The following is a 21961-nucleotide window of genomic DNA, read 5'->3' as shown; positions in this document are numbered from 1 at the left end:
CATCATATGAGTAGCGAAGGGATTCGTTTTCTGCAAGAGGGAAGAGTGGCATGATGGGCGATAAGGAAAAGCCGCGGGAGCGGCGGGCACAACAGATCATCGATAATCTCAGTGCAGAAATTCGCAGTGGAAAACTGAAGAACGGCGATCAGCTTCCCACGGAACCGCAGCTTGAGCGCACCTATGGCGTGAGCCGTACCGTGGTTCGCGAAGCGATCGCGGATCTGCGCTCTTCCGGTTATGTCATTCCCATCCAGGGCAAGGGCGTTTTCGTCAGCAATGTCAGCGAGTGGGCGGGTGTGAAGCTGACGCAATCCGAAGTGGGAACAATTGCAGAAACGCTCGAAATGCTTGAATTTCGGCTTGCAACCGAAGGGGAAGCGGCGGCAATCGCCGCCTATCGCCGCACGGCGCAACAGGAAGCGGCGATTTCCGCAGCCCACAGGAAAATGGCCCGCGCCATCGATGCGGGCGAAACCACGGTCGATGCCGACTATGAATTTCACACCGCCATTGCGATAGCGACCAACAACCGATTCTATCTGGAGGCCCTGCGCCAGTTCGGCTCACGCTCGATCCCGCGCGGTCAGTTTCCCACCCTGCCGGAAACGGGCGATGCGGATTATCTGCGCAAAGTGCAGGCCGAGCATGAGACGATCCTGCGCGCCATCGTCGAGCAGGATCCGGATGCCGCGCGTAAAGCCATGCGCGATCATATGCTTGCGAGCCAGCGTCGATACAGGTTGCTTTCCGAGGCGCAATAGCATCTCGACACTCATCTTATTTCGTGCGATGTCATATGATGACTAGCATGGAGAGGGAGAGAATCGATGTATGTCGGCACTCAGGTGGCAGCACGCGACGACGAGGATTTTAAGGTTTGGGCGCAGCTTGGCGTCAGGAATATCAACGCCGATCCGCCTGAAGCGCCCGCGAGCTGGACCTTTGAGGATTTTGAACGTCACCGTGACAAGGTCGAAAGCTTTGGCCTCGTGCTCGACATGGTGCAATTGCCGTTGCCATCAAGGCCGATCGAACAGGCATCGTTTCCCGATATCCTGCTTGCCGGGCCAGAGCGCGACCGGCAGATCGATGCCGTCTGCAGGATGATTGAGGATATCGCCCGGGCCGGCATTCCGGCGGCGAAATACAATCTCAACCTCATCGGCATTCCGCGCACGGAAATGGAGCGTGGCCGCGGCGGTTCGCTCAATGAAGCCTGGCGCTGGGACAAGGCAGACCATGGCGCCGCTCCGGGCCTTGCCGGTGTTCTGTCCGAAGACGAAAACTGGGAACGCATCGACTATTTCCTGGAGCGCGTGGTTCCGGTTGCCGAAAGCAACAAGGTCCGCCTGGCGTGCCATCCGCATGACCCCTATACCCCGCCGGGTTACAAGGGTGTCACCCGGGTGCTCGGCACCGTCGAGGGCCTGAAGAAATTCGTGCAGATGCGGGAAAGCCCCTATCACGGACTGAATTTCTGCCAGGGATCGATCGGCGAGATGCTCGACAATCCACGGGAGGAGATCGACGAGATCATCCGCTGGTTCGGCAGCCGCGACAAGATTTTCAACGTCCACTTCCGCAACATCAGCGGCGGCAAGCTGTCGTTCATGGAGACATTCCCCGATGAGGGCGACATGGACATGGTGCGTTCGCTGAAGCTCTACCATGAACTCGGCTATCGTTACATGATAATGCCCGATCATGTGCCGACGATTGCGGGCCGCGATCCCGTCGGTGTCGCCTTCGGGTTCTGCTACGGCTATATCGCCGCGCTCATCGAGGCGCTCAATAACAACCATCTTTGACTGTTTCAGGCCGGTTGGCGCGTCGTGGCGTTGCCGGCTTCACCAATGCAATTACCGATCTGTAGGAGGAGCAGGTATGAAAAAATCAATGATCCGTCTGGCATTCACCACCGTTCTGGGCGCCATGCTGGTGCAGGCGTCCCCGGTTGCGGCCAAGACTCCCAACGACCAGCTCGTCGTCGGGACGTCGCTGGCCCAGGTGCTGTCACTTGACCCGCATCAGGCGACCGAAGCCAAAGCCAACGAAATCATGGCCAATCTTTACGATCGGCTGATCTCGGTCGACGGTTCGGGCAAGGTTTCGCCGCAGCTGGCGGAGCGCTGGGAGACAGACGACAAGGGCATCACCTTTCATCTTCGCGAGGCCAACTTTGCGTCGGGCAATCCCGTCACCTCGGCGGATGTCGTTTATTCGTTCAGCCGCCTTTTGAAGATGAACCAGGCGGCTGCCGCCAACCTCAAGCGCGTCGGTTACAACGCTGAAAATGTCGACAAGCTGGTGAGCGCCCCGGACGAAAAGACAGTTCGCATCGAGTTGTCGGGCGAAACAACGTCCGAGCTGCTGCTCTATCGTCTGGCCATGGTCATTGCCAGTGTCGTCGACAGCAAGGAACTCAAGTCCCATGAAGTCGACGGTGACTGGGGCAATGCCTGGCTGAGAACGAATTCCGCCGGTTCGGGTCCCTTCACGCTCAATCGCTGGTCACCCAACGAAATCATCATCCTTGAGGCGAACAAGGATTATGTGGCCGGCGAACCGAAGATGCGTCGCGTTATCGTGCGGCATGTACCGGAAAGCCAGGTGGAGCGCCTGATGCTGGAGCGGGGCGACATCGACATCGCCAGCGCGCTGACGGCTGCCGACCTTGCGACCTTCAACAACAAGGAAGGTTTTCAGATCCAGCGCGTGCCGACGGGCGGTTTCTACGTCCTGTCCATGAATGCCGGCAAGGAGCCTCTGTCCAACCCCAAGGTCCGCGAAGCGATTGCTTACGGCATTGATTACAAGGGAATGGAAAAGACCATCATGGGCCCCTATGGCCGGGCGCGCACGGTGCCGGTGCCGGAGAATTTCGAATACGCCATTCCGAGCCCCGACTGGAAGCTTGACGTCGAGAAGGCGAAAGCTCTTCTGAAGGAAGCCGGTTACGAGAACGGTTTCACGCTCAATCTGAAGACAATTGCCCAAACGCCGCGTATCGATCTCGCCACCGCCATCCAGGCATCGCTCAGCCAGGTCGGCATCAAGGTGAACATCCAGCAGGGCAACGGTTCGGACGTGATTGCCGCTCACCGCGCGCGGGATTTCGATCTGCTCATTCCGCAGACGGGCGCCTATATGCCCAACGTGCTCGGCTCGATGGAGCAGTTCTCCAGCAACCCCGACAACTCGCTTGCTGCCAACAATGCCGGCAATTTCGTCTGGCGCTCGGCCTGGGACATTCCGGAACTGACGGCTCTGACCGCAAAGGCCTCCCTTGAGCCGGATGCCAAGAAGCGCGGGGAAATCTACACTGAGATGCAGGAAATGTTCGTGGCGCAGAAGCCTGCGGTTCTGCCTCTCTTCGAGAGATACGAACCGATCGTATTGAATGCGCGTGTCAAGGACTATGTCGGTCACCCCAGCCAGACGACGCGACTGGAAAACGTGACAAAGCAGTGACGGCGCATCACCAAGCGGAAAAGATGAGACGGGCGGTTATTCAACCGTCCGTTTTTTTGTGCTTCCCTCGACGGCCTGTCGGCTAGTGGAACAGGACCGGCTTGCGAATGATTACGCCGGCATCCTTGAATTATTGGGGTTTTCGCGATGGCTTCAGCGGGGTAGACCGTCCGGCGATCGTCCCTTCCTGAGAGCGGGATTCCCAGACTCCGCTCGCGTTCCCCCAAATACGTTGGCCACCATGAGCTTCCCACAGATAAAACTTCCCGCAAGGCCGCTCAGTTTGAAGCGCGGCGTCATTTCGGTGCCGGCGGCCTATTATTTTTCCATCCCGGTGCTGCTGGTGATTACGGCCGTCATGCTCGTGGCCGAGGGCCCGGGCGTGTTGCGCGACTATCAGATCAGCCGCGACCCGCTGGAGATTGAAAGCGGCGATATCAACGGCAGCTGCAAGACCCGCAAGGCGATTTTTACGACCTGCGAGGCGGATCTTTCCTACGACCATGCCGGCGTGAGCTACAGGAAGGATGTCGAGGTCATGTTCGTCGATTTCCATTCCGGCGACTATGAAACCGGCCTCGTCATTTCCGCGAAGAACCCGGAATTTGCAACGATTTCGCTTGGCCTCGATATGCTCTGGAACCGGATCATAACCCTTGGCGTGTTCGTTGCCCTGCTCGGTTTCGGCAGTATCGCCATGCTGTTTACCCTTATCCGCAGTTTGCGGGCTGGGCTGCGGTTACGGCACCCTGCGCCATTGACCGTCATTCCCGTCGCGCTGACGGCGGTTGCCGAAAAACGCAGCCGTCTTTTCGTGACCTATGCTGATACGGTCAGGGAAGGGAAGACGAAGAGGCAGTCCTTTACGCATCTGGAGAGGGGACGAATTCCCGTCGTCGTCGGCCACACCGGAAAACACGATGTCGCGCTGGCGGTCTGGCACGGTGAAACCCCGCTGCCCGTTCTGCTTGACGATCAGCTGCAGCGGATTGAGCTTACGGAAAAGGAAAGAGCGGAAGCGCTTGCTTCTCTCGGCCCAGTGGTTGCGAGCCGTGAGCAGGAGGGCATATCCGACCCCGGTGCGGCGGTGACAAAAGCCCCGAGCCTTGTGCGAAGACTGGCAATGTTCCTTGCAATCGTCGCCTTTATCGTCGTTGCAACGTTCGGCTACTGGCTGTGGTACGTGACCAGCGCCCCCTCGCAATTCAACTCTCCGGGCATGGACCTCAACAACATGATGCCCGCAGCGCTCAACGACTGGGGCTGCGCGCGCCTGCAGGAGCGTTTTGCCGATGGCCCGGCACCTTTCGGTTGCGCCGGGGATGACTATCGAAGCTGGAAATAAAGGCGTTTTCTCTTGGCGTTCGTTGCGCCGATCGCAAAAGCCCGATGGGCTGACGCGTCGGCTCAACGCATTTCGGCTCGTTGTCGATGAGATCAATCAATTATCCAAAGTTGCATTAGAGATTTATAAATAAACCAACTCCATAGTGCGATCGTGGGCGGTTCTCAGAGGCTGGGAGAGTGCATCATGTTCACGGTTCTGGAATGCGTTGCCGTACAACACGATCGGGCGATCGTCCTTCTTGCGGCATCTATCTGCCTGCTCGGAATGCTTGCCTTTTTTCACCTTTTATTGCGCGCGGAAGAAAGTCCGGCTGGCCGCAAGCCCTATTGGGTGCTGGTTGCCGCCTTTGCTGCGGGGCTCAGCGTCTGGGCCACGCATTTCGTCGCCATGCTTGCCTATGAGGGGGCAGTCCCCATCGGTTTTGATTTTCAGTTCACGGCGCTCTCGGCGGTTCTGGCCGTCCTGGGGTTCTGGCTGGCGCTCAATGTCCGCACGCGGGCAAGCTATAGCCCTGTCGTCGTCGGAACGCTCGTAACCCTGTCGGTTGCCGTCATGCACTTCGTGGGCATGGCGGGAATGGATGTGGCCGCAACGATCAGTTACCGCTGGGGGCCGATCTTCGGCGGTTTTGCCGTTGCCTGGGTGTTCTTTCTTCTGGCCTTCTTCCTTTTCCGTCGTTCCGGTTCGTGGAAGCAGCGCATCATCGTTCCGGCGGCATCATCCATCCTGGCGATCTGCGCGCTGCATTTTACCGCCATGTCGGCCACTGTCCTGTCGCCTGATCCCTCCGTCTCCGGTCCCGATCCCGACAACCTCGCCAGACTGATCATGATTGGCGCCGTTTCCGGCGTGACCTTCCTCATCCTGTCGACAACAGCCACCGCCGCTCTGGTGGACCGCTATCTCGTTGACCTCAAAGGTCTTGTCGATGCGACGCTGGATGGCCTTGCCGTTGTGCGTGACGGTCGTATCGTCGAGCTGAACACCCGTTTTGCCGGACTTCTCGGCAGCGACGAGGCGTCCCTGATCGGCAAAAATCCCGATGACCTCTTCAGGGCCATCGATGGGCAGCCGACCTATCTGCCGCGCCACGCGCCGGTGGAGGCAATCCGCGAGCGTGGGGAGCGGGCGCAGGTATTTGAACTTGCCGTGCGCACGATCGAATATCGCGGCCATCCCTGCGAAGTTCTGGCCATTCGCGACCTGACGGAAAAGCGGGAAGCGCAGCGGGAAATCGAATATCTCGCGCGGCACGATGTACTGACAGGCCTTTCGAACCGGACCATGTTCCAGACGCGGCTTCGCCAGCAGATCGAACATTGCAGCGAAGAGGACGAGTTTGCCTTGCTGGCGCTCGATCTCGACCGGTTCAAGGCTGTCAACGACATATTCGGCCATGCCGAGGGTGACCGCGTGTTGAAAAGGGTCGCTTCCATTCTCGACGAATGCGCAAGGGCAGGCGATGTCGTCGCGCGTCTCGGCGGCGACGAATTCGTCATCCTGACTGCCCGGAACACCAAGTCGGAGGAGGCGCGTCTGCTCGCCGAAACGATCCTTGCCATGTTCGGGTTGAAAATGAATGCCGCCAACGACCCGACCGCCGTCGGCGTCAGCATCGGCATTGCCGTCTTCCCGCGGGACGGTGATAGCGACGAAAGCATCATGCACGCCGCCGATCTGGCGCTCTATCGTGCCAAGATGGGCGGGCGCGGAATATTGTCCTTCTACGATCCTCTGATGGATCAGGAGGCGCGCGAGCGCCGCCAGCTCGAGACGGATCTGCGGCTTGCCATCAACCGCAACGAGTTGCTCCTCAATTACCAGCCGGTCCTTTCCGTCGAATGCGGGCAGGTTGTAGGTTATGAGGCGCTGGTGCGCTGGCAGCACCCGACAAGGGGCGTGGTGCCGCCGGACGTCTTCATTCCGATTGCCGAGGAAAGCGGGATCATCATCTCGCTCGGCGAATGGGTGCTGCGCGAGGCCTGCCGTCAGGCGAGTACCTGGGCGCCGCATCTGAAGATCGCGGTCAATGTCTCGCCATTGCAGTTTTCGCTGGCAAATCTCGGCCATGTCGTCTGCACCGTGCTGATGCAGACCGGACTGTCTCCGAACCGGCTTGAACTGGAAATTACCGAAGCGGCACTGCTGAAAGACCGCAAGGCGACGCTGATCATTCTCAACCAGTTGAAGGCGCTGGGCGTTGCGATCGTCATGGATGATTTCGGCACCGGCTATTCCTCACTCAGCAATCTGCAGAGCTTCCCTTTCGACAAGATCAAGATCGACCGCAGCTTCATCGCCGCCATGAGCGAGGATGACAATGCCCGCGCCATCGTGCGTGCGGTGATCGGCCTTGGCCGCAGCCTCGATCTGCCGGTGACGGCGGAGGGTATCGAAACGGATGCGCAATATCGCATGGTTGTTGATGAGGGTTGCGCACAGGCGCAGGGTTATCTCTTCGGTAAACCCGATGTTGCGCCTTCCGGAGCGGCAAGCACCCCCAATAGAAAGAAATATTCCGTTTGAGGTAGGGCGAAGCGGCGGCTTGTGATGCCGCCGGCCCACCGTCCTGCCATGCCAGCCTGAGGTCGGGCCGTCACATGACTTGCCCATCCGCATGTCGGATGGAACGAGGGGCGATCCGAATCGTTAGAGTCGCATATGGCGTCTTCCGCCAGGCCGAGGCGGGGTCCAAGTGTCCTATCGTTTGAGGCGCCTCGGGGATTTGACATGAAACGGCAGGCAGAACGTTCAGACAGAGATGTAAAACCCTTCGATGTCCGCGACCGGCTGATACTGGCGCTTTATGCGCAGCTGAAGGCTGAACGGCAAACCCGCGAGGCCATGGAATGGGTCATCCGCAATGGCGGGCTGTCGCCGGAGGTGCTGGAGGCAATGGCATCCGATCCCGTGCCGGTGCTCGCGGAGGCGGACGTGCCGGCGATCGAGCGTATTCTGGCTGCGGATCGGGGCAGAGAGCGATCCTCCCACGATGATCACGGGCGGCGATCATGAACCGGAGAGCGAGCTGGAAGGGTCATTTGAAATTTGCCGATTTCAGTTGTGAAATCGGCCTTTATGCCGCGCTCACCTCATCGGACAAAATCTCCTTCAACATCGTCAACCGCAAGACCGGACATCGCGTCGAACGGCAATATGTCGACAGCGATACCGGCGATGCTGTCGAGCGTGAGGATCAGGTCAAGGGATATGAACTCGACAATGGCGATCACATCGTCATCGAGGGAGACGAGATTGCGAAGTTGATGCCGGAAAACGACAAGGTCATCCGCATCCGGCATTTCCTTGGGCGCAGCGAGATCGACAAGCTCTATTTCGACAAGTCCTATTATCTTGCACCGACGCAGGAGGATGGGGAGGACGCCCTGACGCTGCTGGCGAAGGCCATGGACGACGAGAATGTCGTGGCACTCGGCGAGGCGGTGCTTTTCCGCCGCAACCGCATTGTGCTGATCCGGCCGAGCGGCAAGGCGCTCGTCGCGACGACGCTGAATTTCAGCTACGAGGTGCGCTCGCAAACCACCGTCTTCAAGTCCATTCCGGACATACAGTTCGATGACGAGATGCTGGAGCTTGCGGGCCATATCATCAAGACGCGCGCAGGCACCTTCAATCCGGCCGACTATAGCGACCGCTACAATGACGCCTTGGCAGAACTGGTGAAAGCCAAGATCGAGGGCCGGGAAATCGCCAAACAGGCGCCGCGCAGGCAGGACAACATCATCGATCTCAAGGAAGCACTGCGCCGCAGCGCCGGGGCAGCCGGCGACAAGAAGGCTGCGGGCGCGGCACGCAAATCCCCCCGGAAAGCGAGCTGATCCATGGGGTTGCAGACCTACAATGCCAAACGCAGTTTCGACAAGACACCGGAGCCGAAAGGCGCGAAGGCCGAGGCTCAAGGATCGAGTTTCGTCATACAGAAGCATGATGCCCGCCGCCTGCATTACGATTTCCGGCTGGAGATGGACGGCGTCCTTAAAAGCTGGGCGGTAACGCGGGGGCCGAGCCTCGACCCGGAAGACAAGCGCCTTGCCGTGCATGTCGAGGACCATCCCTTAAGTTATGGCGATTTCGAGGGTGTCATCCCGAAAGGACAATATGGCGGCGGCACCGTCATTGTCTGGGATCGCGGGATTTGGCACCCGATCGGCGACGCGAAGAAGGGCTACCGCAAAGGCCACCTCGAATTCGAACTGGAAGGCGAAAAGCTCAAAGGCCGCTGGCACCTTGTGCGCATGCATGGAAAGCCCGGCGAAAGCCGCGAAAACTGGCTGCTGATCAAAGGCGACGACGAGGAGGCAAGGCATGATGCCGGTGTGGATATACTGGAGGAGCGGCCGGAATCGGTAAAGACCGGCCGCAGCGTCGAGGAAGTAGCTGCCAGACCGAAGGACACCTGGAATTCCAAACCCGTATCGAAAAAAGCCGCAAGCTATTCCTCGGGGCAAAAGCAGGCTCACGCCCTGCCCAAAGGCGCGCGCAAACAGGCGTTGCCATCCTTCGTGCCGCCGGCGCTGGCGACGCTGAAACCCCGGCCACCCGAAGGTTCGCGCTGGCTGCATGAGATCAAGTTCGATGGTTATCGCCTTCAGGCCCGTATCGACCACGGCAAACTGCAGCTTTTGACCCGCACCGGATTGGACTGGACCGAGAAGTTCGGTGACACCGTGGCAGGCGCGCTCAAGGCGCTGCCGGCGGAAACGCTGCTGATCGACGGCGAAATCGTGGTTGAGCGGGAGAGCGGCGCCTCGGATTTTTCCGCTTTGCAGCAGGATTTGAGCGAAGGGCGCAGCGACCGCTTCGTTTTTTATGCCTTCGACCTGATCTATCTGGACGGCACGGATCTGCGTGGCGCGGCGCTGATGGATCGCAAGGCGCTGCTCGAAAAGCTGCTGCCCGCCGGCAACCGTCATCTTCGCTACAGCGAACATTTCGAGGAAAACGGTGGGCTTGTGCTCGACCATGCCTGCCGCCTCAGCCTTGAGGGTGTCATCTCCAAGGTCAGGGACAGCAAATATGTCTCCGGCCGCAAGGGCAGCTGGGTGAAATCCAAATGCGCGATGCGGCAGGAATTCGTGATCGGCGGCTATACCCTGTCTTCCAGTTCGGACCATGCCATCGGCTCCCTGGCGCTCGGAGTCTATGAGGACGGCAGGCTGCGGCATGTCGGGCGCGTCGGCACCGGCTACACCGCTGAAGTGGCCGAAATGCTGCTTGGCCGCCTGACGCCACTGGACAGCAGGGAAAGCCCTTTTTCCGAAAGGCTGACGGCACTTGCCCGCCGCGACCTCCATTTCGTCCGGCCGGAACTGGTGGCCGAAGTGGAGTTTCGGGCATGGTCCGCGGATGGCAATCTGCGCCATGCATCTTTCCGGGGCCTGCGGGAGGATAAACCGGCGGGGGAAATCGAACGGGAGGAAAAAGCAGTGTCGGAACAAGGGACGCCGCAGTCAAAGATCAAATTCACGCATCCGGACCGGCTTTATTGGCCGGATGACGGCGTGACCAAGGAAGGGCTTGCTGACTATTACACGCAGGTCTGGCGCTATATGGCTCCCTTCGTCGTCAACCGCCCTCTGGCATTGCTGCGTTGTCCCGAAGGGATCGACGGGCAGCGTTTTTTCCAGAAACATGCCTGGCGCGGTGTCAACAAGGCGATCGAACAGATCAGGGATCCGAAGGACAAGGCTGGCGAACCGCTGATCCGGATTACCGATTTCGACGGCATGATGGCGCTGGTGCAATCCGCCGCGCTTGAAATTCACCCATGGGGGGCGACAACCGCGAACTGGGAAAAGCCCGACATGATCACCATGGATATCGATCCCGGCGAGGATGTGTCGTGGCAGGACGTGATCGATTCCGCACTGGAACTGAAGCGGCGTTTCGAAGATGCCGGCCTTGCCGCCTTCGTAAAAACCTCCGGCGGCAAGGGATTGCATGTCGTAGCGCCGTTGAAACCGGAAGCGGGATGGCCAGCCCTGAAGGCCTTTGCAAAGGCCATGGCGGATGACATGGCCATGGCAGAGCCGGAAAAATACCTCTCGGTGGCAACCAAGGCGAAACGCCAGGGCCGCATCTTCCTCGATTATCTGCGCAATGGCAGGGGCAATACGGCTGTCGCGCCCTATTCGACGCGTGCCCGGCCGGGGGCCGCCATTTCAGCGCCAATCGAATGGGCGGAACTCTCCGGCGAGATCGGTCCGGCTTACTTCACCGTCAAAAATATCGCGGCGAGACTCGCCGCGTTGAAGAAGGACCCATGGGACGGCTTTTTCGCCGCCGCCCGGCCGCTGCCGAAAAAGGCGCGCTGAAGGCTAGTTTCTTTTGTCTGCGGCGAGGCTTTTCTTCAACGCATCCATGATGTTGATGACATTGCCGCCTGCGCGCGCTTTCGCGCCGGTCTTCTTTTCCGGGGAGGGGGCAGCCTTGCTCTTGGTTTTCAGCAGGGCGCTGATCTTTTTCTGGATCGGGTCCTGCACCAGTGTCGGCTTCCACCCGGTCATCTGTTTGTCGATGCGTTTTTCCATCGCGTCCAGCAGCGGCTTTTCGATCTTCATCTTCGGGTCCAGCGCGTCGATGCTTTCGCGCACTTCCTCGCCATAATGCAGCGTCCAGAGGATGATGCCCTTGCCCGAGGGCTCCAGCAGCACCGCCCTTTCATGGCGATAGAGAACGAGCCGGGCGACGCCGACAACACCATTCGCCGACATGGCTTCCCGGATCACGCTGAAGGCTTCCGCGCCGATCTTGTCCTCCGGGCGCAGGAAGTGGGGACGGTCGTACCAGATCCAGTCGATGGAACCCGTGGGAACGAAGGTCTTGATGTCGATGGTGCGAGTGCTTTCGAGCGCAACCGCATCGATCTCGTCATCCTCCAGCAGCACATAGTCATCCTCGGCGCGGGGGAAACCCTTCACCTGGTTTTTTGCAGCCACCGGCTTGTGGGTGACGCTGTCGACATAGCGGCTTTCGACGCGATTGCCGGTCTTGCGATTGAGAATATGAAAGCGGTATTTGTTGCTGTCGGTGGTGGCGGGCGTCAGCGAAACGGAGGCCGTCACCAGCGACAGCTTCAGATAACCCTTCCAGAAAACCTGCCGTGCCATGATCCGCGATCCGCTTCGTCGCCCCCGTCTCCCGGATCAAACAGCCACAGGGTGGCTTTTGTTCCGGGAGCCTTGGCAAATCGCAAGCGGCTCAGGTGTCAGCCGAACAGCGATGTCAGCCCATAGACGGCTGCGGATATGAGGGCGGCGGCCGGCATGGTCACGACCCAGGCAATGACGATGTTGCCGGCAAGGCCCCAACGCACCGCCGAAACGCGGCGGGCGGCGCCGACGCCGATAATGGCGCCCGTGATCGTATGGGTGGTCGACACCGGAATGCCGAGCCACGTCGCGCCGAACAGCGTCAGCGCACCACCGGTTTCGGCGCAGAATCCCTGCATCGGGTTCAGCCGGGTGATTTTCGAGCCCATGGTGTGCACGATGCGCCAGCCGCCGAACAGCGTGCCGAGCGCCATGGCCGACTGGCAAGAGATGACTACCCAGAACGGCACATAGAAGCTGTCTCCCAGGTGCCCCTGGCTGAACAGCAGCACGGCTATGATGCCCATGGTCTTCTGCGCATCGTTGCCGCCATGGCCGAGAGAGTAGAGCGAGGCGGAGATGAACTGCATGACGCGGAACGTGCGATCCACCGCAAAGGGCGTCTGGCGTACGAACAGCCAGGACACGGCGAGAACCAGCAGCAGGGCCAGGAAGAAGCCGATGGCGGGCGACATGAAGATCGCACCCACGGTTTTCAGCAGGCCCGACCAGACGATGGAATTGAAACCGACCTTGGCAAATCCCGCGCCGACGAGACCGCCGATCAGCGCATGCGACGAGCTGGAGGGGATTCCGAAAATCCAGGTGACGATGTTCCAGACGATGGCGCCCATCAGCGCCGCGAAGATGACCTGCGGCGAAACGATGCCGGGATCGATGATGCCGGTGCCGAGCGTTTCGGCCACATGCAGGCCGAAGAACAGGAAGGCGATGAAATTGAAGAAGGCCGCCCATGCCACCGCATATTGCGGGCGCAGCACGCGGGTGGAAACAATGGTGGCGATTGAATTTGCGGCGTCGTGGAGACCGTTCAGAAAATCGAAGAACAGCGCGATGGCGATGAGGCCGACAAGCAGCGGCAGTGCAAGCGCGACTTCCATCAGACGTTCTCGATAACGATGCCGCTGATCTCGTTGGCCACATCCTCGAAGCGGTCAACGACCTTTTCGAGTTCGCCGTAGATCTCGCTGCCGATCATATAGGCCATGGCATCGCCGGCCGCGCCATGGCGCCGGAAGAGGTCTTTGAGACCCTGATCGTGAAGTTCGTCGGAGCGGCCTTCGACACGGGTCACCTCTTCGGCAATCGCCGACAGGCGCTGGGCATTGGTGCCGACCTTTTCCAGAAGCGGAAGGGCTTCGGCAATCAGGTTTGCCGCACGCACGATTTCATGGCCCATCTCGCGCATCAGCGGGTCGAACTGCGTTTGTTCGAAAAGGCGGATGGTCTTGACGGTCTTGTGCATCATGTCGATGGCGTCATCCATCGACTGGATCAGGTCCTTGATATCGCCACGATCAAAGGGCGTTATGAAGCTGCGGCGCACCGCAAGCAGCACATCGCGGGTAATATCATCCGCCTGGTCTTCGAGAGCGACAATAAGGTCGCAGTTTTTCTCGACGTCGACGCCGCTCAAAAGGTGGTCCAGAGCTGCTGCCGCTTTGACGACGGTTTCCGAATGTTTACTAAACAGGTCGAAGAAACGGTCCTCGCGCGGCATCAGCTTGCGAAAAATGCTCATCATGCGAATTGGCCCTCAATGGCGCTTTATTAGTTGTGGGGGGTGATTGTCATAAAACTGTCATAAATGCACGCAGGGCATTGATGCAACCCGGAAAATCAGCACTATCAACGGATATGAAATCCACGAAGAAAAGCCGGAAAGCCCGTCCGGCGCGTCCCCTGACATTGCTCCAGCAGCTCGCTGCGGTTCCCGAAAAGCTCTTCACCGGCGCTTTCCGGCAGCAATATGCCGCCCTGTGCTTCCGTTATGCCGGCAGCGGCGAAGAGATCGAAATCCTCGTTGTCACTTCACGCGTCACCGCACGCTGGATCATTCCGCGCGGCTGGCCGATGAAACGCAAGAAGCCGCACCAGGCCGCCGCAATCGAGGCATGGGAGGAGGCGGGCGTGCGCGGCCGGGTCAAAAAAGAGGCGGTCGGCCGCTACACCTATCTCAAGATGCTCGACAATGGTGATGTCGTTCCCTGCGTCGTCGATGTCTTCCAGATCGAGGTGACCGGGGAGGAAGCGAGTTTCAAGGAGCGCGGCGAACGCCTCGTCGAATGGGTTCGCCCGGACGAGGCGGCAAGACGCGTCCGGGAAATCGAGCTGAAGTCGCTCCTGGTCGATTTTCGCCCGAAGGGCAAAAAGAAGCGCCAGGCGGAAGACAGGCCCTGACCGCGAATCCTTTGGTCAAGTCTGCGACGGTGATGCCGGATGGTCTGCCAATCCGGTTTCGCCCGTCTCATCCGGCGCTTTCGGCAGCAGGCGGGCGAAACGCCGGGTGATACTGTCAATATAGGACAGGATCACCGGCACGACGATCAGGGTGAGCAGGGTGGAGCTGATGAGGCCGCCGACCACCGCATGCGCCATCGGCGCGCGTTGTGCGCCGCCACCGCCAATGGCGAGACCAAGCGGGATCATGCCGGCGATCATTGCAAGCGTCGTCATGACGATCGGACGGAAGCGGATGACGCCGGCGCTTGCGAGCGCCTCGTTCAGCGACAGTCCCCGTTTTCTTTCGCGATTGGCAAAATCGACCAGCAATATGCCGTTCTTGGTAACGAGGCCCATCAGCATGATGAAACCGATCAGCGAGAACATGTTGATCGTGCTGCCAGCCACCATCAATCCGAGGATGACGCCGATGAGCGACAGCGGTAGCGACGCCATGATGGCGAGGGGTTGCAGGAAACTGCCAAATTGCGAGGCGAGCACGATGTAGATGAAGATGACCGCCATAACGAGCGCCTTGACCATGTGGCCGACCGTTTCCTGCATGGTTTCGGCTTCGCCGCCGAAGCGGATGCGGTAACCGTCAGGCAGATCGCGGGAGGCGGTCAGGCTCTGCAACGCATTTGTCACGTCCCCAAGCGTGCGGCCGGTGACATTGGCCGAAACAAGCACTTCGCGTCGGTTCTCGATGCGGCGGATTTCGGCGGGCGCCGGCACGGTGGCGATATCGGCGACCTGATCGAGACGCACCATCTGCGGTGCGCCGTTCGATGCGATGCGGCTGGTCGCAATCATCAATTCACCGAGTGCCGTCATATCGGAACGCCGCTCACCGGGCAGGCGCACGACGATGTCGTAGCTGTTGCCGCCCGCATCCGTCCATTTCGAGACGTCCTCGCCAGCGACGAGCGGAGAGAGCGCGGCGGCCAGATCGGATCTGGAAATGCCAAGATCGCTTGCCGCATCGCGTTTGAGACGCACGGAAAGGATCGAGGTCACGTCCCTGGCGCTGGAGGTCACATCAACGAGGCCGGGGACTTTTTTCATGTCTTCCATGAGACCGGTGGCGATTTTTTCAAGCATGGCCCGGTCGTCGCCGAGGATGCTGAGCTGCACCGGACTTTCGCCGCCGCCCAGGCCGTTCTGCAGGATCGTGACTTCAATGCCCGGTATGGCCGACAGGCGGTTGCGGATCGGCTCGGCCAGCGAGACCGGGGTTCGCGTGCGCGCCGAAAGCGGCACCAGCCCGACCTGGATGGCGGCACGATGTTTGCCGGCGGCACCGCCGGTATTGACGGTGGAATAAAGCATTTCGACCTCCGGGAATTCCCTGAGCGCCTTCTCAACCTGCCGCACTTTCGCCGTCGTGTAATCCAGCGAGGAGCCCACAGGTGCTGTAATGCTGATCTGGAAGCGGCCCTCATCCGTATCCGGCACAAATTCCGTGCCGACCAGCGGCACCATGAACAGGCTGCCGACAAAGATGCCGACCGTCGAAAGCAGGGTGATAAGACGGTGGCGCAATGTCCAGCCGATCGCAAGCCGGTAGCGCTCGGCCAGCCACTCGAAGCCGCGGTCGAAGCGGGCGATCAGCCGGCCGATTGGGCCGCGCCGGGCGTCGGGTTGCGAATCCGGATCGTACCAGAGGCTGGACAGCATCGGATCAAGCGTGAAGGCGACGAAGAGCGAGATCAACACGGCGGCCGACACGGTGACGCCGAACTCGTAGAAAAACCGGCCGATAATGCCATCCATGAAGGCGACCGGCAAAAAGACCGCCACGATGGTTGCCGTTGTCGCGATCACCGCAAGCCCGATTTCATTCGTGCCGTCGAGTGCCGCGCGGATATGGGATTTCCCCATATGCAGGTGGCGGGTGATATTTTCGCGCACGACAATGGCGTCATCCACCAGAATGCCGATGGAAAGCGTCAATGCCAGGAGGCTTAGCGTATTGAGCGTGAAGCCGAGCAGATCGATGACCGCGAGCGTGCCGATGATGGCGATCGGCAATGTCAGTCCGGTGATGACCGTGCTGCGCCAGGAATTGAGAAACAGGAAGACGATGGCGACGGCGAGCGCGGCTCCTTCGATCAGGGTCATCTGCACCTGGGTGACCGATTCCCTGATGGGAACGGAAGAGTCGGTAACGACGCGCAATTGCACATTTTGCGGGGCAAGCTCGACATTGAGTGCCTCGAGGCGCTTCTTCACATCCGTCACGACCTGAACCGTATTGGCGTCCTGAACCTTGACGATGTCGATCGCCAGCGCCGTCTGGCCATTATAGAGGGCGCGGTTTTGCGGATCGGCGGCACCTTTGGAAATCGAGGCGACATCGCGAAGATAAATGGCTGTGCCGCCACGCCTTGCGATCACCATGTCCAGCAGCGCCTGCGGCTCGTCGATGCGGCCCTGCACCTGAATGGTGCGTTCGGAAACGGTATCGATGACGCTTCCGGCCGGGCTGTTGCTGTTGCCGGTGCGCAGCGCGCTTACCACGTCATTGATGCCCACCTTGAGCGCGCGCATGCGCGTGTCGTCGATCGTGACATCGATCTGCCGCTTGCGGGCGCCGACCAGCGTTGCCTGCCCGACGCCGGGAACGGTCGTCAGTTGCCGTAATACCTTCTGGTCGGCAAGGGTGCTGAGCGCAGGTACATCAAGCGATGTCGAACTGATCGCCAAAGACAGGATCGGCTCGGCGGCGGGATCGAACCGCGAGATGACCGGCTTTTTGGCGTCTTCGGGGAAATTCGCCTCGATGGCGGCAATCTTGTCGCGCACGTCCTGCGCGGCCGCGGCGCTTTTAACCTCCAGCTTGAATTTCGCGACGACGACGGAGCGGCCTTCGTAAGAGGTGGAGTTGATCTCGTCGAGGCCGCCTATGGCATTCAGCGCATCCTCGACCGGTCGCGTCACTTCCGTCTCCACCGTCTCCGGTGTGGCACCGGGATAGGCGGTGACCACCACCACGACCGGAACGTCGACATTGGGATATTGATCGAGCCCCAGCCGTTGCAGCGAAAAGGTGCCGATGACCAGAAGCGCCACCATCATCATGGTTGCGAAAACGGGATGGGCGACGGATATGCGGGTCAAGAACATGTCAGCCTGCCTTCTCGACGGTGACGGCCATATCGGGCTGCAATTCGGGAAGCGGCGCTGTCAGGATGGTTTCACCATCGGTAAGCCCCGCGCCGATCTCGATCAGGCTGCCGCCGTTCCAGCGCGGTCCCACCGCCACCGTCTGGCGACGAAGATGGCCGTTGAGGACCTTGAGCACATGATAGCCGGTCTCATCCTTGCGCAACGCGATTGCGGGGACGACGAGGGCATCGTTTTTTTCGCGCACGAGGATCGATCCGCTTGCGAACATGCCGCCCCATAATTGTCCGTCGCGATTGGCAAGCCGCAGATAGACGGCGACGAAGCGCGTACCATCCTCGGCAACCGGGCTGATACGCTCGACGATGCTTTTGACGGTCTGGCCACCGAGCCCGTCAATCTCCAGCTCCGCCGTCTGGCCAAGGGCGACGCGCGGAATATCCCGTGTGGTGACGAGGACCTTCGCCTCCAGCGCGCTGGTATCGACCAGCGTGAGCAGTTCGCCATCACTTCCAACGCGAGACCCCGGCTCGGCCAGCCGGCGGGTGACTGTGCCATCGAAAGGTGCGCGGATTTCGGCGTTGCGCAGGGCGAGGCGGGCGATATCCACCTGCGCCGAAAGGCTCTGGACCCTTGCCGTCTTGACCACGACATCGCTTTTCGCCTTGTCGAGCTGCTCTGCCGACGCGATGTTTTTCGAGGCGAGCTGTTCGGTTCGGGCGAGCGCCTGCATCGCCAGCGTCAGCTCGGCCTCGGCCGCATCCCGATCGCTTTGGCGCAAGAGCAGCGTCGATTGCAGTTCGTCAGTTTCGAAACGCACGAGCACGTCGCCCGCATGCACCGCCTGTCCTTCCCGGACGTTCACCTCTAGAATTTTTCCGGGCTCGCGGGCGCGCATCACCACACGGTTGACCGGCTGAAGCTCGCCGCTGATGCTGAGCCGCTCCACCATTGCGCGGGTGCCGATCTTGGCTATTTCCGCTGCCGTCAGTTCGAACGGGATACCGGCCGGGCTCATCGAGGCGGCTGCGACGATACCCTTGACGCGCTCATTCGCATCGACGCTGCCGCGCGCCGGATCGAGAGCGGTGACAACGAGAGCGCAGCCTGCAAGCGCTATCCCCGCCTTGATCGTTCTCTTCATCCACATATCGTAATCCTCAAGGCAAAACACATCCTGCGACCGCCTGTCTGGCGGTCATGTCGCCTGTCTCTCAGGCTGATGGATAACGAATAGCCCCCCACAATTGCAGCAGCATTACCCCGTCGCGCGGTCTCTGCCGCAATACTGCCGCAACCTTTCTGGCAGACAAGGGATGGCGAAGGGACGGTGATGCATGAGACTTCTGCTAATCGAAGACGAACAGGAAATGGCGGATGCGCTGACGGCAACGCTCGGCAGGCAGGGCATTGTCATTGATCATACGATGTGGCTTGGCGACGCGATGGAGCTGACGCGCCAGCATGTCTATGACGCCATCCTGCTCGACCGTCGTCTGCCTGACGGCGAGGGGCTCACCTTCATCCCGCAGCTGCGCCGTGCCGGCATCGATACGCCGATCATCCTGTTGACGGCGATGAACGAACCGGAAGAGCGGATTGCCGGACTGGACGGCGGCGCCGATGACTATCTGGGCAAGCCGTTTCTCATCGGTGAGCTTCTGGCGCGGGTACGTGCGGTCCTGAGAAGGCCGGCAAGTGTGGCCCCAACGCAGGTCGCGGCCGGCCGGATCGTGATCGATCCGCTTCACCTCAGCGTCACGATCAATTCGATGCCGTTTGACCTGCCAAGGCGCGAGCTCATGATACTGGTCGCGCTGGCGAAACGAAAAGGCAAATCCGTGCTGCGTTCGACGCTGGAGGCCGCGGTCTACAATTACGAGGAGGAAATCCAGTCCAATGCGCTCGACGCGCATATATCGCGGCTGCGAAAACGTCTGCTCGACGCCTCGGCCGGGGTGAGCGTGCACAATATTCGCGGCATCGGTTATCTGCTGAAGGAAGAGGCATGAAAGCGCAGGGCAAGTCCAATCCGTCATTGTGGTGGCAATTGAGCTGGCAGCTCAGCATTGTCGTAGCCGCCATGATCGCCGTGGTCATCATCGGTCTTTGCATTTACGGTGTGACGGTCGTCTCACCCGGCATAGGGCTCTTGGACAACCTGTCGGCAACGCTTGACGAGTCGCTTTCACTCGATCCGCAGAAGGGGCTCATCATTACCGAGGGGCCGGCGCTGCGCGCCTTGCAGGCGGAAAATCTAAAGCTCTGGTTCGTGGCCTCCACGCTTGACGGACGGGCGGCGACCTATGGCAACGTGCCGGCGGTCTATGCCGAACTGTCGCGCTACGTTCATATGATGACAGACGCCGATATTCGCGGCGGTACCGGCATTTCCGAGGTTGCTCTGGCGGAAACCATCGACACCGCGTTGGGACCCATCAGAGTGATGTTCGGTGGAAGCTCTCATGTAAGAGCGTCGTTTCTGACACTTCTTGTAGGGACTGCGCCGATTTACATTCCGCTGCTGGCGGTCATCCTGCCTGCGGTTTTCTTCTCCGTGCCGCGCATCGTGCGCCGGGCGCTCGCCGGCCTCAGTTCCGTCGTCAAAAAAGCGCCGGAGATCGACCCGCGGCAGCCGGGTTCGAAACTTCCCGTCGAGGACGTGCCGCGGGAAGTCGTGCCATTGATCCTTTCCTTCAACAGTATCCTCGAGCGGCTTGAAGAGCAGTTCCGGGCGCGACAGCGTTTCCTCATCGACGCCGCGCATGAGCTCAGAACGCCGATTGCCATCATGCAGACCCGCATAGAGGGTCTGCCGGGGCCGGAGCAGCAACGCCTGATGGAGGATGTCGCCCGGCTTGGCGAAACCGCCGAACAGCTTCTGGCCTTCGAGCGCAACGATCAGGTGAACGACCGGCGCGAGACGGTGGACCTGGTCGAGATCGCCCGCACCGTGGTTGCGGATCTTGCGCCGCTCGCGATTTCGGCGGGTTACGATATCTCCTTCGAAACACAGGTCTCGCATCATGAGATGCAGGGCAACCCCTTCGCGCTGCCGCGCGCCATCAGCAACATCGTGCGCAACGCCATCGATCACGGTGGAAACAGGGGGATGATCCACGTGGCGGTTCTCGCAAGCGGCGAGATTGCCATTTCCGACGAGGGGCAGGGAATAGCCGAAGACCAGCAGGAGCGGATATTCGAGCCATTCTATCGCGTTACGCCGCGCAGCACGGGAGCGGGGCTCGGTCTCAGCCTCGTCAAGCAGATCATCGCGAACCACAACGGTCAGATCGTTCTGGAAAGCACGGCTTTCGGAAGCACCTTCCGGCTCCGTTTCTGACCGCAATTTTGCGCACCGGTTTTCGCGGGGCGCACATGTAATGCTGCCGCAATTTTAGCTGTCGTAGGGTGTGGGCACAGGGGCAATCATGCCAAGCGGAGTAATGCAGTGAGCCACCAGCGGAATCTCTTCCCCCGGCCTTCAGGCGACAAGACGGCGCGCAGCCGCAATATCGCTTTTGCCACCTTGCCATTCGCCATCATCATGTCCGGTTGCACATCCGTGCCGCTCAAGGAAGGGGGGACACTCACCTCCTACGCGCAGCTCAGCCCGGCCAAGGGCAAGTTCACCAAGTCACGGATATTCGTGGATGCCAAGGGGCTGGCGACCGTCAAAACGGTCGCCATCGTGCCGACCACCTTTTCCTTCGCCGCCGCCGCGCGCGTGACATCGGAAAAGGACCGGACGCTTGTTTCAAATGCGCTGGATCGCGCCGTCTGCGTGGCTTTGAGCGATAAATACCGGATCGCCGCCCTTGGTCAGCCGGCGGATATGACGGTGCGAACCGTCATTACCGATCTGGTGCCGACCGACAAGACCATGGCCGGCGTATCGACAGCCGTTTCGCTTGGCAGCAACCTCGTGCTGCCGGTTGGCGTGCCGCGCCTGCCCGTCGGTCTCGGCGGCCTCGCCGTCGAAGCGGAGGCGGTGGACAATGCCGGCGTTCAGCGTGCGGCGGCCGTCTGGTCGAAGGGTGCAAACTCCTTCACCGACAGCGCCCGCGTTTCGCAAATCGGTGATGCCTATGGGCTTGCGGCCGATTTTGCCAACCACTTCGCGCGCATTCTGGTTACCGGCAAAGAATCCGAGGGCCTGGACATGTCACTCCCGTCCGGCCACCGCATCAAATCGGCGCTGGGCGGAAAGCCCAAATATGCCGAATGCGATGCTTACGGCCGCTCGCGCGGTTTGCAGGGTATGGTGGCCGACCAGTTCGGTGCGCCGCCCGAATGGACCGAAAAAGACGCAAAGCCGCGACCTCAATAGGACGACCGGTCTCTGCCGGGCTGGAACTCGCGCCATAAATCGGTGTCGTGCGACCACGCTCGGCGGAGTCATGATCCAAATTCTCATGAAACTTATATAAATTACTAA

At 60.3% G+C, this 21961-nt stretch carries 17 protein-coding genes; 12 read left to right on the top strand and 5 right to left on the bottom strand.

Features of this window, described 5'->3' with window-relative positions:
- Window positions 1-50: 50 nt before the first annotated feature.
- From OK142_RS15545 to ligD, 8 genes are all read left to right on the top strand, one after another.
- Window positions 51-764, top strand: coding sequence for a FadR/GntR family transcriptional regulator (locus OK142_RS15545; RefSeq protein ID WP_498683724.1), 714 nt, complete (start codon window positions 51-53; stop codon window positions 762-764).
- Between the two features lie 66 nt (window positions 765-830).
- A complete protein-coding gene (locus OK142_RS15540; protein WP_498683721.1) occupies window positions 831-1811 on the top strand; it encodes a mannonate dehydratase in 981 nt (326 codons plus the stop codon).
- A gap of 124 nt (window positions 1812-1935) precedes the next feature.
- On the top strand, window positions 1936-3474 hold the full coding sequence (locus OK142_RS15535) for an ABC transporter substrate-binding protein (RefSeq protein ID WP_498683916.1): 1539 nt from the start codon (window positions 1936-1938) through the stop codon (window positions 3472-3474).
- Between the two features lie 241 nt (window positions 3475-3715).
- A complete protein-coding gene (locus OK142_RS15530; RefSeq protein WP_498683719.1) occupies window positions 3716-4819 on the top strand; it encodes a hypothetical protein in 1104 nt (367 codons plus the stop codon).
- 186 nt (window positions 4820-5005) lie between these two features.
- Complete coding sequence (locus tag OK142_RS15525) at window positions 5006-7348, top strand: bifunctional diguanylate cyclase/phosphodiesterase (protein ID WP_498683717.1); 2343 nt, start codon at window positions 5006-5008, stop codon at window positions 7346-7348.
- Between the two features lie 204 nt (window positions 7349-7552).
- Complete coding sequence (locus tag OK142_RS15520) at window positions 7553-7837, top strand: hypothetical protein (RefSeq protein ID WP_498683715.1); 285 nt, start codon at window positions 7553-7555, stop codon at window positions 7835-7837.
- Window positions 7834-8661, top strand: coding sequence for a non-homologous end joining protein Ku (ku, locus tag OK142_RS15515; protein ID WP_498683713.1), 828 nt, complete (start codon window positions 7834-7836; stop codon window positions 8659-8661). Before OK142_RS15520 ends, ku (OK142_RS15515) begins: the two co-directional genes overlap by 4 nt.
- Window positions 8662-8664: 3 nt before the next feature.
- Entirely contained in the window at window positions 8665-11157 is a 2493-nt protein-coding gene (gene ligD, locus OK142_RS15510; protein WP_498683712.1) for a DNA ligase D, read from the top strand.
- A 3-nt stretch (window positions 11158-11160) separates the two neighbouring features.
- Here the strand turns inward: ligD and ku (OK142_RS15505) are convergent, their stop codons facing one another.
- The 3 genes from ku (OK142_RS15505) to OK142_RS15495 form a co-directional block, all read right to left on the bottom strand.
- Complete coding sequence (gene ku / locus OK142_RS15505; protein ID WP_498683710.1) at window positions 11161-11952, bottom strand: non-homologous end joining protein Ku; 792 nt, start codon at window positions 11950-11952, stop codon at window positions 11161-11163.
- A 98-nt stretch (window positions 11953-12050) separates the two neighbouring features.
- On the bottom strand, window positions 12051-13055 hold the full coding sequence (locus OK142_RS15500; protein ID WP_082184781.1) for an inorganic phosphate transporter: 1005 nt from the start codon (window positions 13053-13055) through the stop codon (window positions 12051-12053).
- Window positions 13055-13699: a DUF47 domain-containing protein gene (locus OK142_RS15495; protein ID WP_082184780.1), complete on the bottom strand. Its 645-nt coding sequence runs from the start codon at window positions 13697-13699 to the stop codon at window positions 13055-13057. Before OK142_RS15495 ends, OK142_RS15500 begins: the two co-directional genes overlap by 1 nt.
- 113 nt (window positions 13700-13812) lie before the next feature.
- Here OK142_RS15495 and OK142_RS15490 point away from each other — a divergent pair, with 113 nt between their 5' ends.
- A complete protein-coding gene (locus OK142_RS15490; RefSeq protein ID WP_082184779.1) occupies window positions 13813-14355 on the top strand; it encodes an NUDIX hydrolase in 543 nt (180 codons plus the stop codon).
- Window positions 14356-14370: 15 nt separating this feature from the next.
- Here the strand turns inward: OK142_RS15490 and OK142_RS15485 are convergent, their stop codons facing one another.
- The gene (locus OK142_RS15485) at window positions 14371-17523 is read right to left on the bottom strand and encodes an efflux RND transporter permease subunit (protein WP_498683707.1); all 3153 of its coding nucleotides are present in this window, start codon (window positions 17521-17523) and stop codon (window positions 14371-14373) included.
- 1 nt (window position 17524) lies between these two features.
- Window positions 17525-18673 carry an efflux RND transporter periplasmic adaptor subunit gene (locus OK142_RS15480; RefSeq protein ID WP_498683705.1) on the bottom strand — a complete coding sequence of 383 codons (1149 nt, stop codon included), beginning with the start codon at window positions 18671-18673 and terminating at the stop codon, window positions 17525-17527.
- 187 nt (window positions 18674-18860) lie between these two features.
- Here OK142_RS15480 and OK142_RS15475 point away from each other — a divergent pair, with 187 nt between their 5' ends.
- The 3 genes from OK142_RS15475 (at window position 18861) to OK142_RS15465 (ending at window position 21853) form a co-directional block, all read left to right on the top strand.
- Window positions 18861-19535, top strand: a complete 675-nt coding sequence (locus OK142_RS15475) for a response regulator transcription factor (protein ID WP_498683704.1) — start codon at window positions 18861-18863, stop codon at window positions 19533-19535.
- Window positions 19532-20866, top strand: coding sequence for a sensor histidine kinase (locus tag OK142_RS15470; RefSeq protein ID WP_498683703.1), 1335 nt, complete (start codon window positions 19532-19534; stop codon window positions 20864-20866). Before OK142_RS15475 ends, OK142_RS15470 begins: the two co-directional genes overlap by 4 nt.
- 108 nt (window positions 20867-20974) lie before the next feature.
- The gene (locus tag OK142_RS15465) at window positions 20975-21853 is read left to right on the top strand and encodes a DUF3313 domain-containing protein (protein ID WP_498683702.1); all 879 of its coding nucleotides are present in this window, start codon (window positions 20975-20977) and stop codon (window positions 21851-21853) included.
- Window positions 21854-21961: the final 108 nt, after the last annotated feature.

This window comes from Agrobacterium sp. BT-220-3 (assembly GCF_025910175.1).
Taxonomy (GTDB): domain Bacteria; phylum Pseudomonadota; class Alphaproteobacteria; order Rhizobiales; family Rhizobiaceae; genus Agrobacterium; species Agrobacterium oryzihabitans.
Note: the sequence above shows the minus strand (reverse complement) of the source record. Positions and strands in the feature narration are given on the sequence as shown.

Excerpts from the sequence above, each read along its gene's own strand:
- OK142_RS15520 (WP_498683715.1), top strand. The coding sequence starts at position 7,553 with ATGAAACGGCAGGCAGAACGTTCAGACAGAGATGTAAAACCCTTCGAT.
- ku (WP_498683713.1), top strand. The coding sequence starts at position 7,834 with ATGAACCGGAGAGCGAGCTGGAAGGGTCATTTGAAATTTGCCGATTTC.
- OK142_RS15540 (WP_498683721.1), top strand. The coding sequence starts at position 831 with ATGTATGTCGGCACTCAGGTGGCAGCACGCGACGACGAGGATTTTAAG.
- ku (WP_498683710.1), bottom strand. The coding sequence starts at position 11,952 with ATGGCACGGCAGGTTTTCTGGAAGGGTTATCTGAAGCTGTCGCTGGTG.
- OK142_RS15485 (WP_498683707.1), bottom strand. The coding sequence starts at position 17,523 with ATGTTCTTGACCCGCATATCCGTCGCCCATCCCGTTTTCGCAACCATG.
- OK142_RS15470 (WP_498683703.1), top strand. The coding sequence starts at position 19,532 with ATGAAAGCGCAGGGCAAGTCCAATCCGTCATTGTGGTGGCAATTGAGC.
- OK142_RS15530 (WP_498683719.1), top strand. The coding sequence starts at position 3,716 with ATGAGCTTCCCACAGATAAAACTTCCCGCAAGGCCGCTCAGTTTGAAG.
- OK142_RS15475 (WP_498683704.1), top strand. The coding sequence starts at position 18,861 with ATGAGACTTCTGCTAATCGAAGACGAACAGGAAATGGCGGATGCGCTG.
- OK142_RS15525 (WP_498683717.1), top strand. The coding sequence starts at position 5,006 with ATGTTCACGGTTCTGGAATGCGTTGCCGTACAACACGATCGGGCGATC.
- OK142_RS15480 (WP_498683705.1), bottom strand. The coding sequence starts at position 18,673 with ATGTGGATGAAGAGAACGATCAAGGCGGGGATAGCGCTTGCAGGCTGC.
- OK142_RS15545 (WP_498683724.1), top strand. The coding sequence starts at position 51 with ATGATGGGCGATAAGGAAAAGCCGCGGGAGCGGCGGGCACAACAGATC.
- OK142_RS15495 (WP_082184780.1), bottom strand. The coding sequence starts at position 13,699 with ATGATGAGCATTTTTCGCAAGCTGATGCCGCGCGAGGACCGTTTCTTC.
- OK142_RS15500 (WP_082184781.1), bottom strand. The coding sequence starts at position 13,055 with ATGGAAGTCGCGCTTGCACTGCCGCTGCTTGTCGGCCTCATCGCCATC.
- OK142_RS15490 (WP_082184779.1), top strand. The coding sequence starts at position 13,813 with ATGAAATCCACGAAGAAAAGCCGGAAAGCCCGTCCGGCGCGTCCCCTG.
- ligD (WP_498683712.1), top strand. The coding sequence starts at position 8,665 with ATGGGGTTGCAGACCTACAATGCCAAACGCAGTTTCGACAAGACACCG.
- OK142_RS15535 (WP_498683916.1), top strand. The coding sequence starts at position 1,936 with ATGCTGGTGCAGGCGTCCCCGGTTGCGGCCAAGACTCCCAACGACCAG.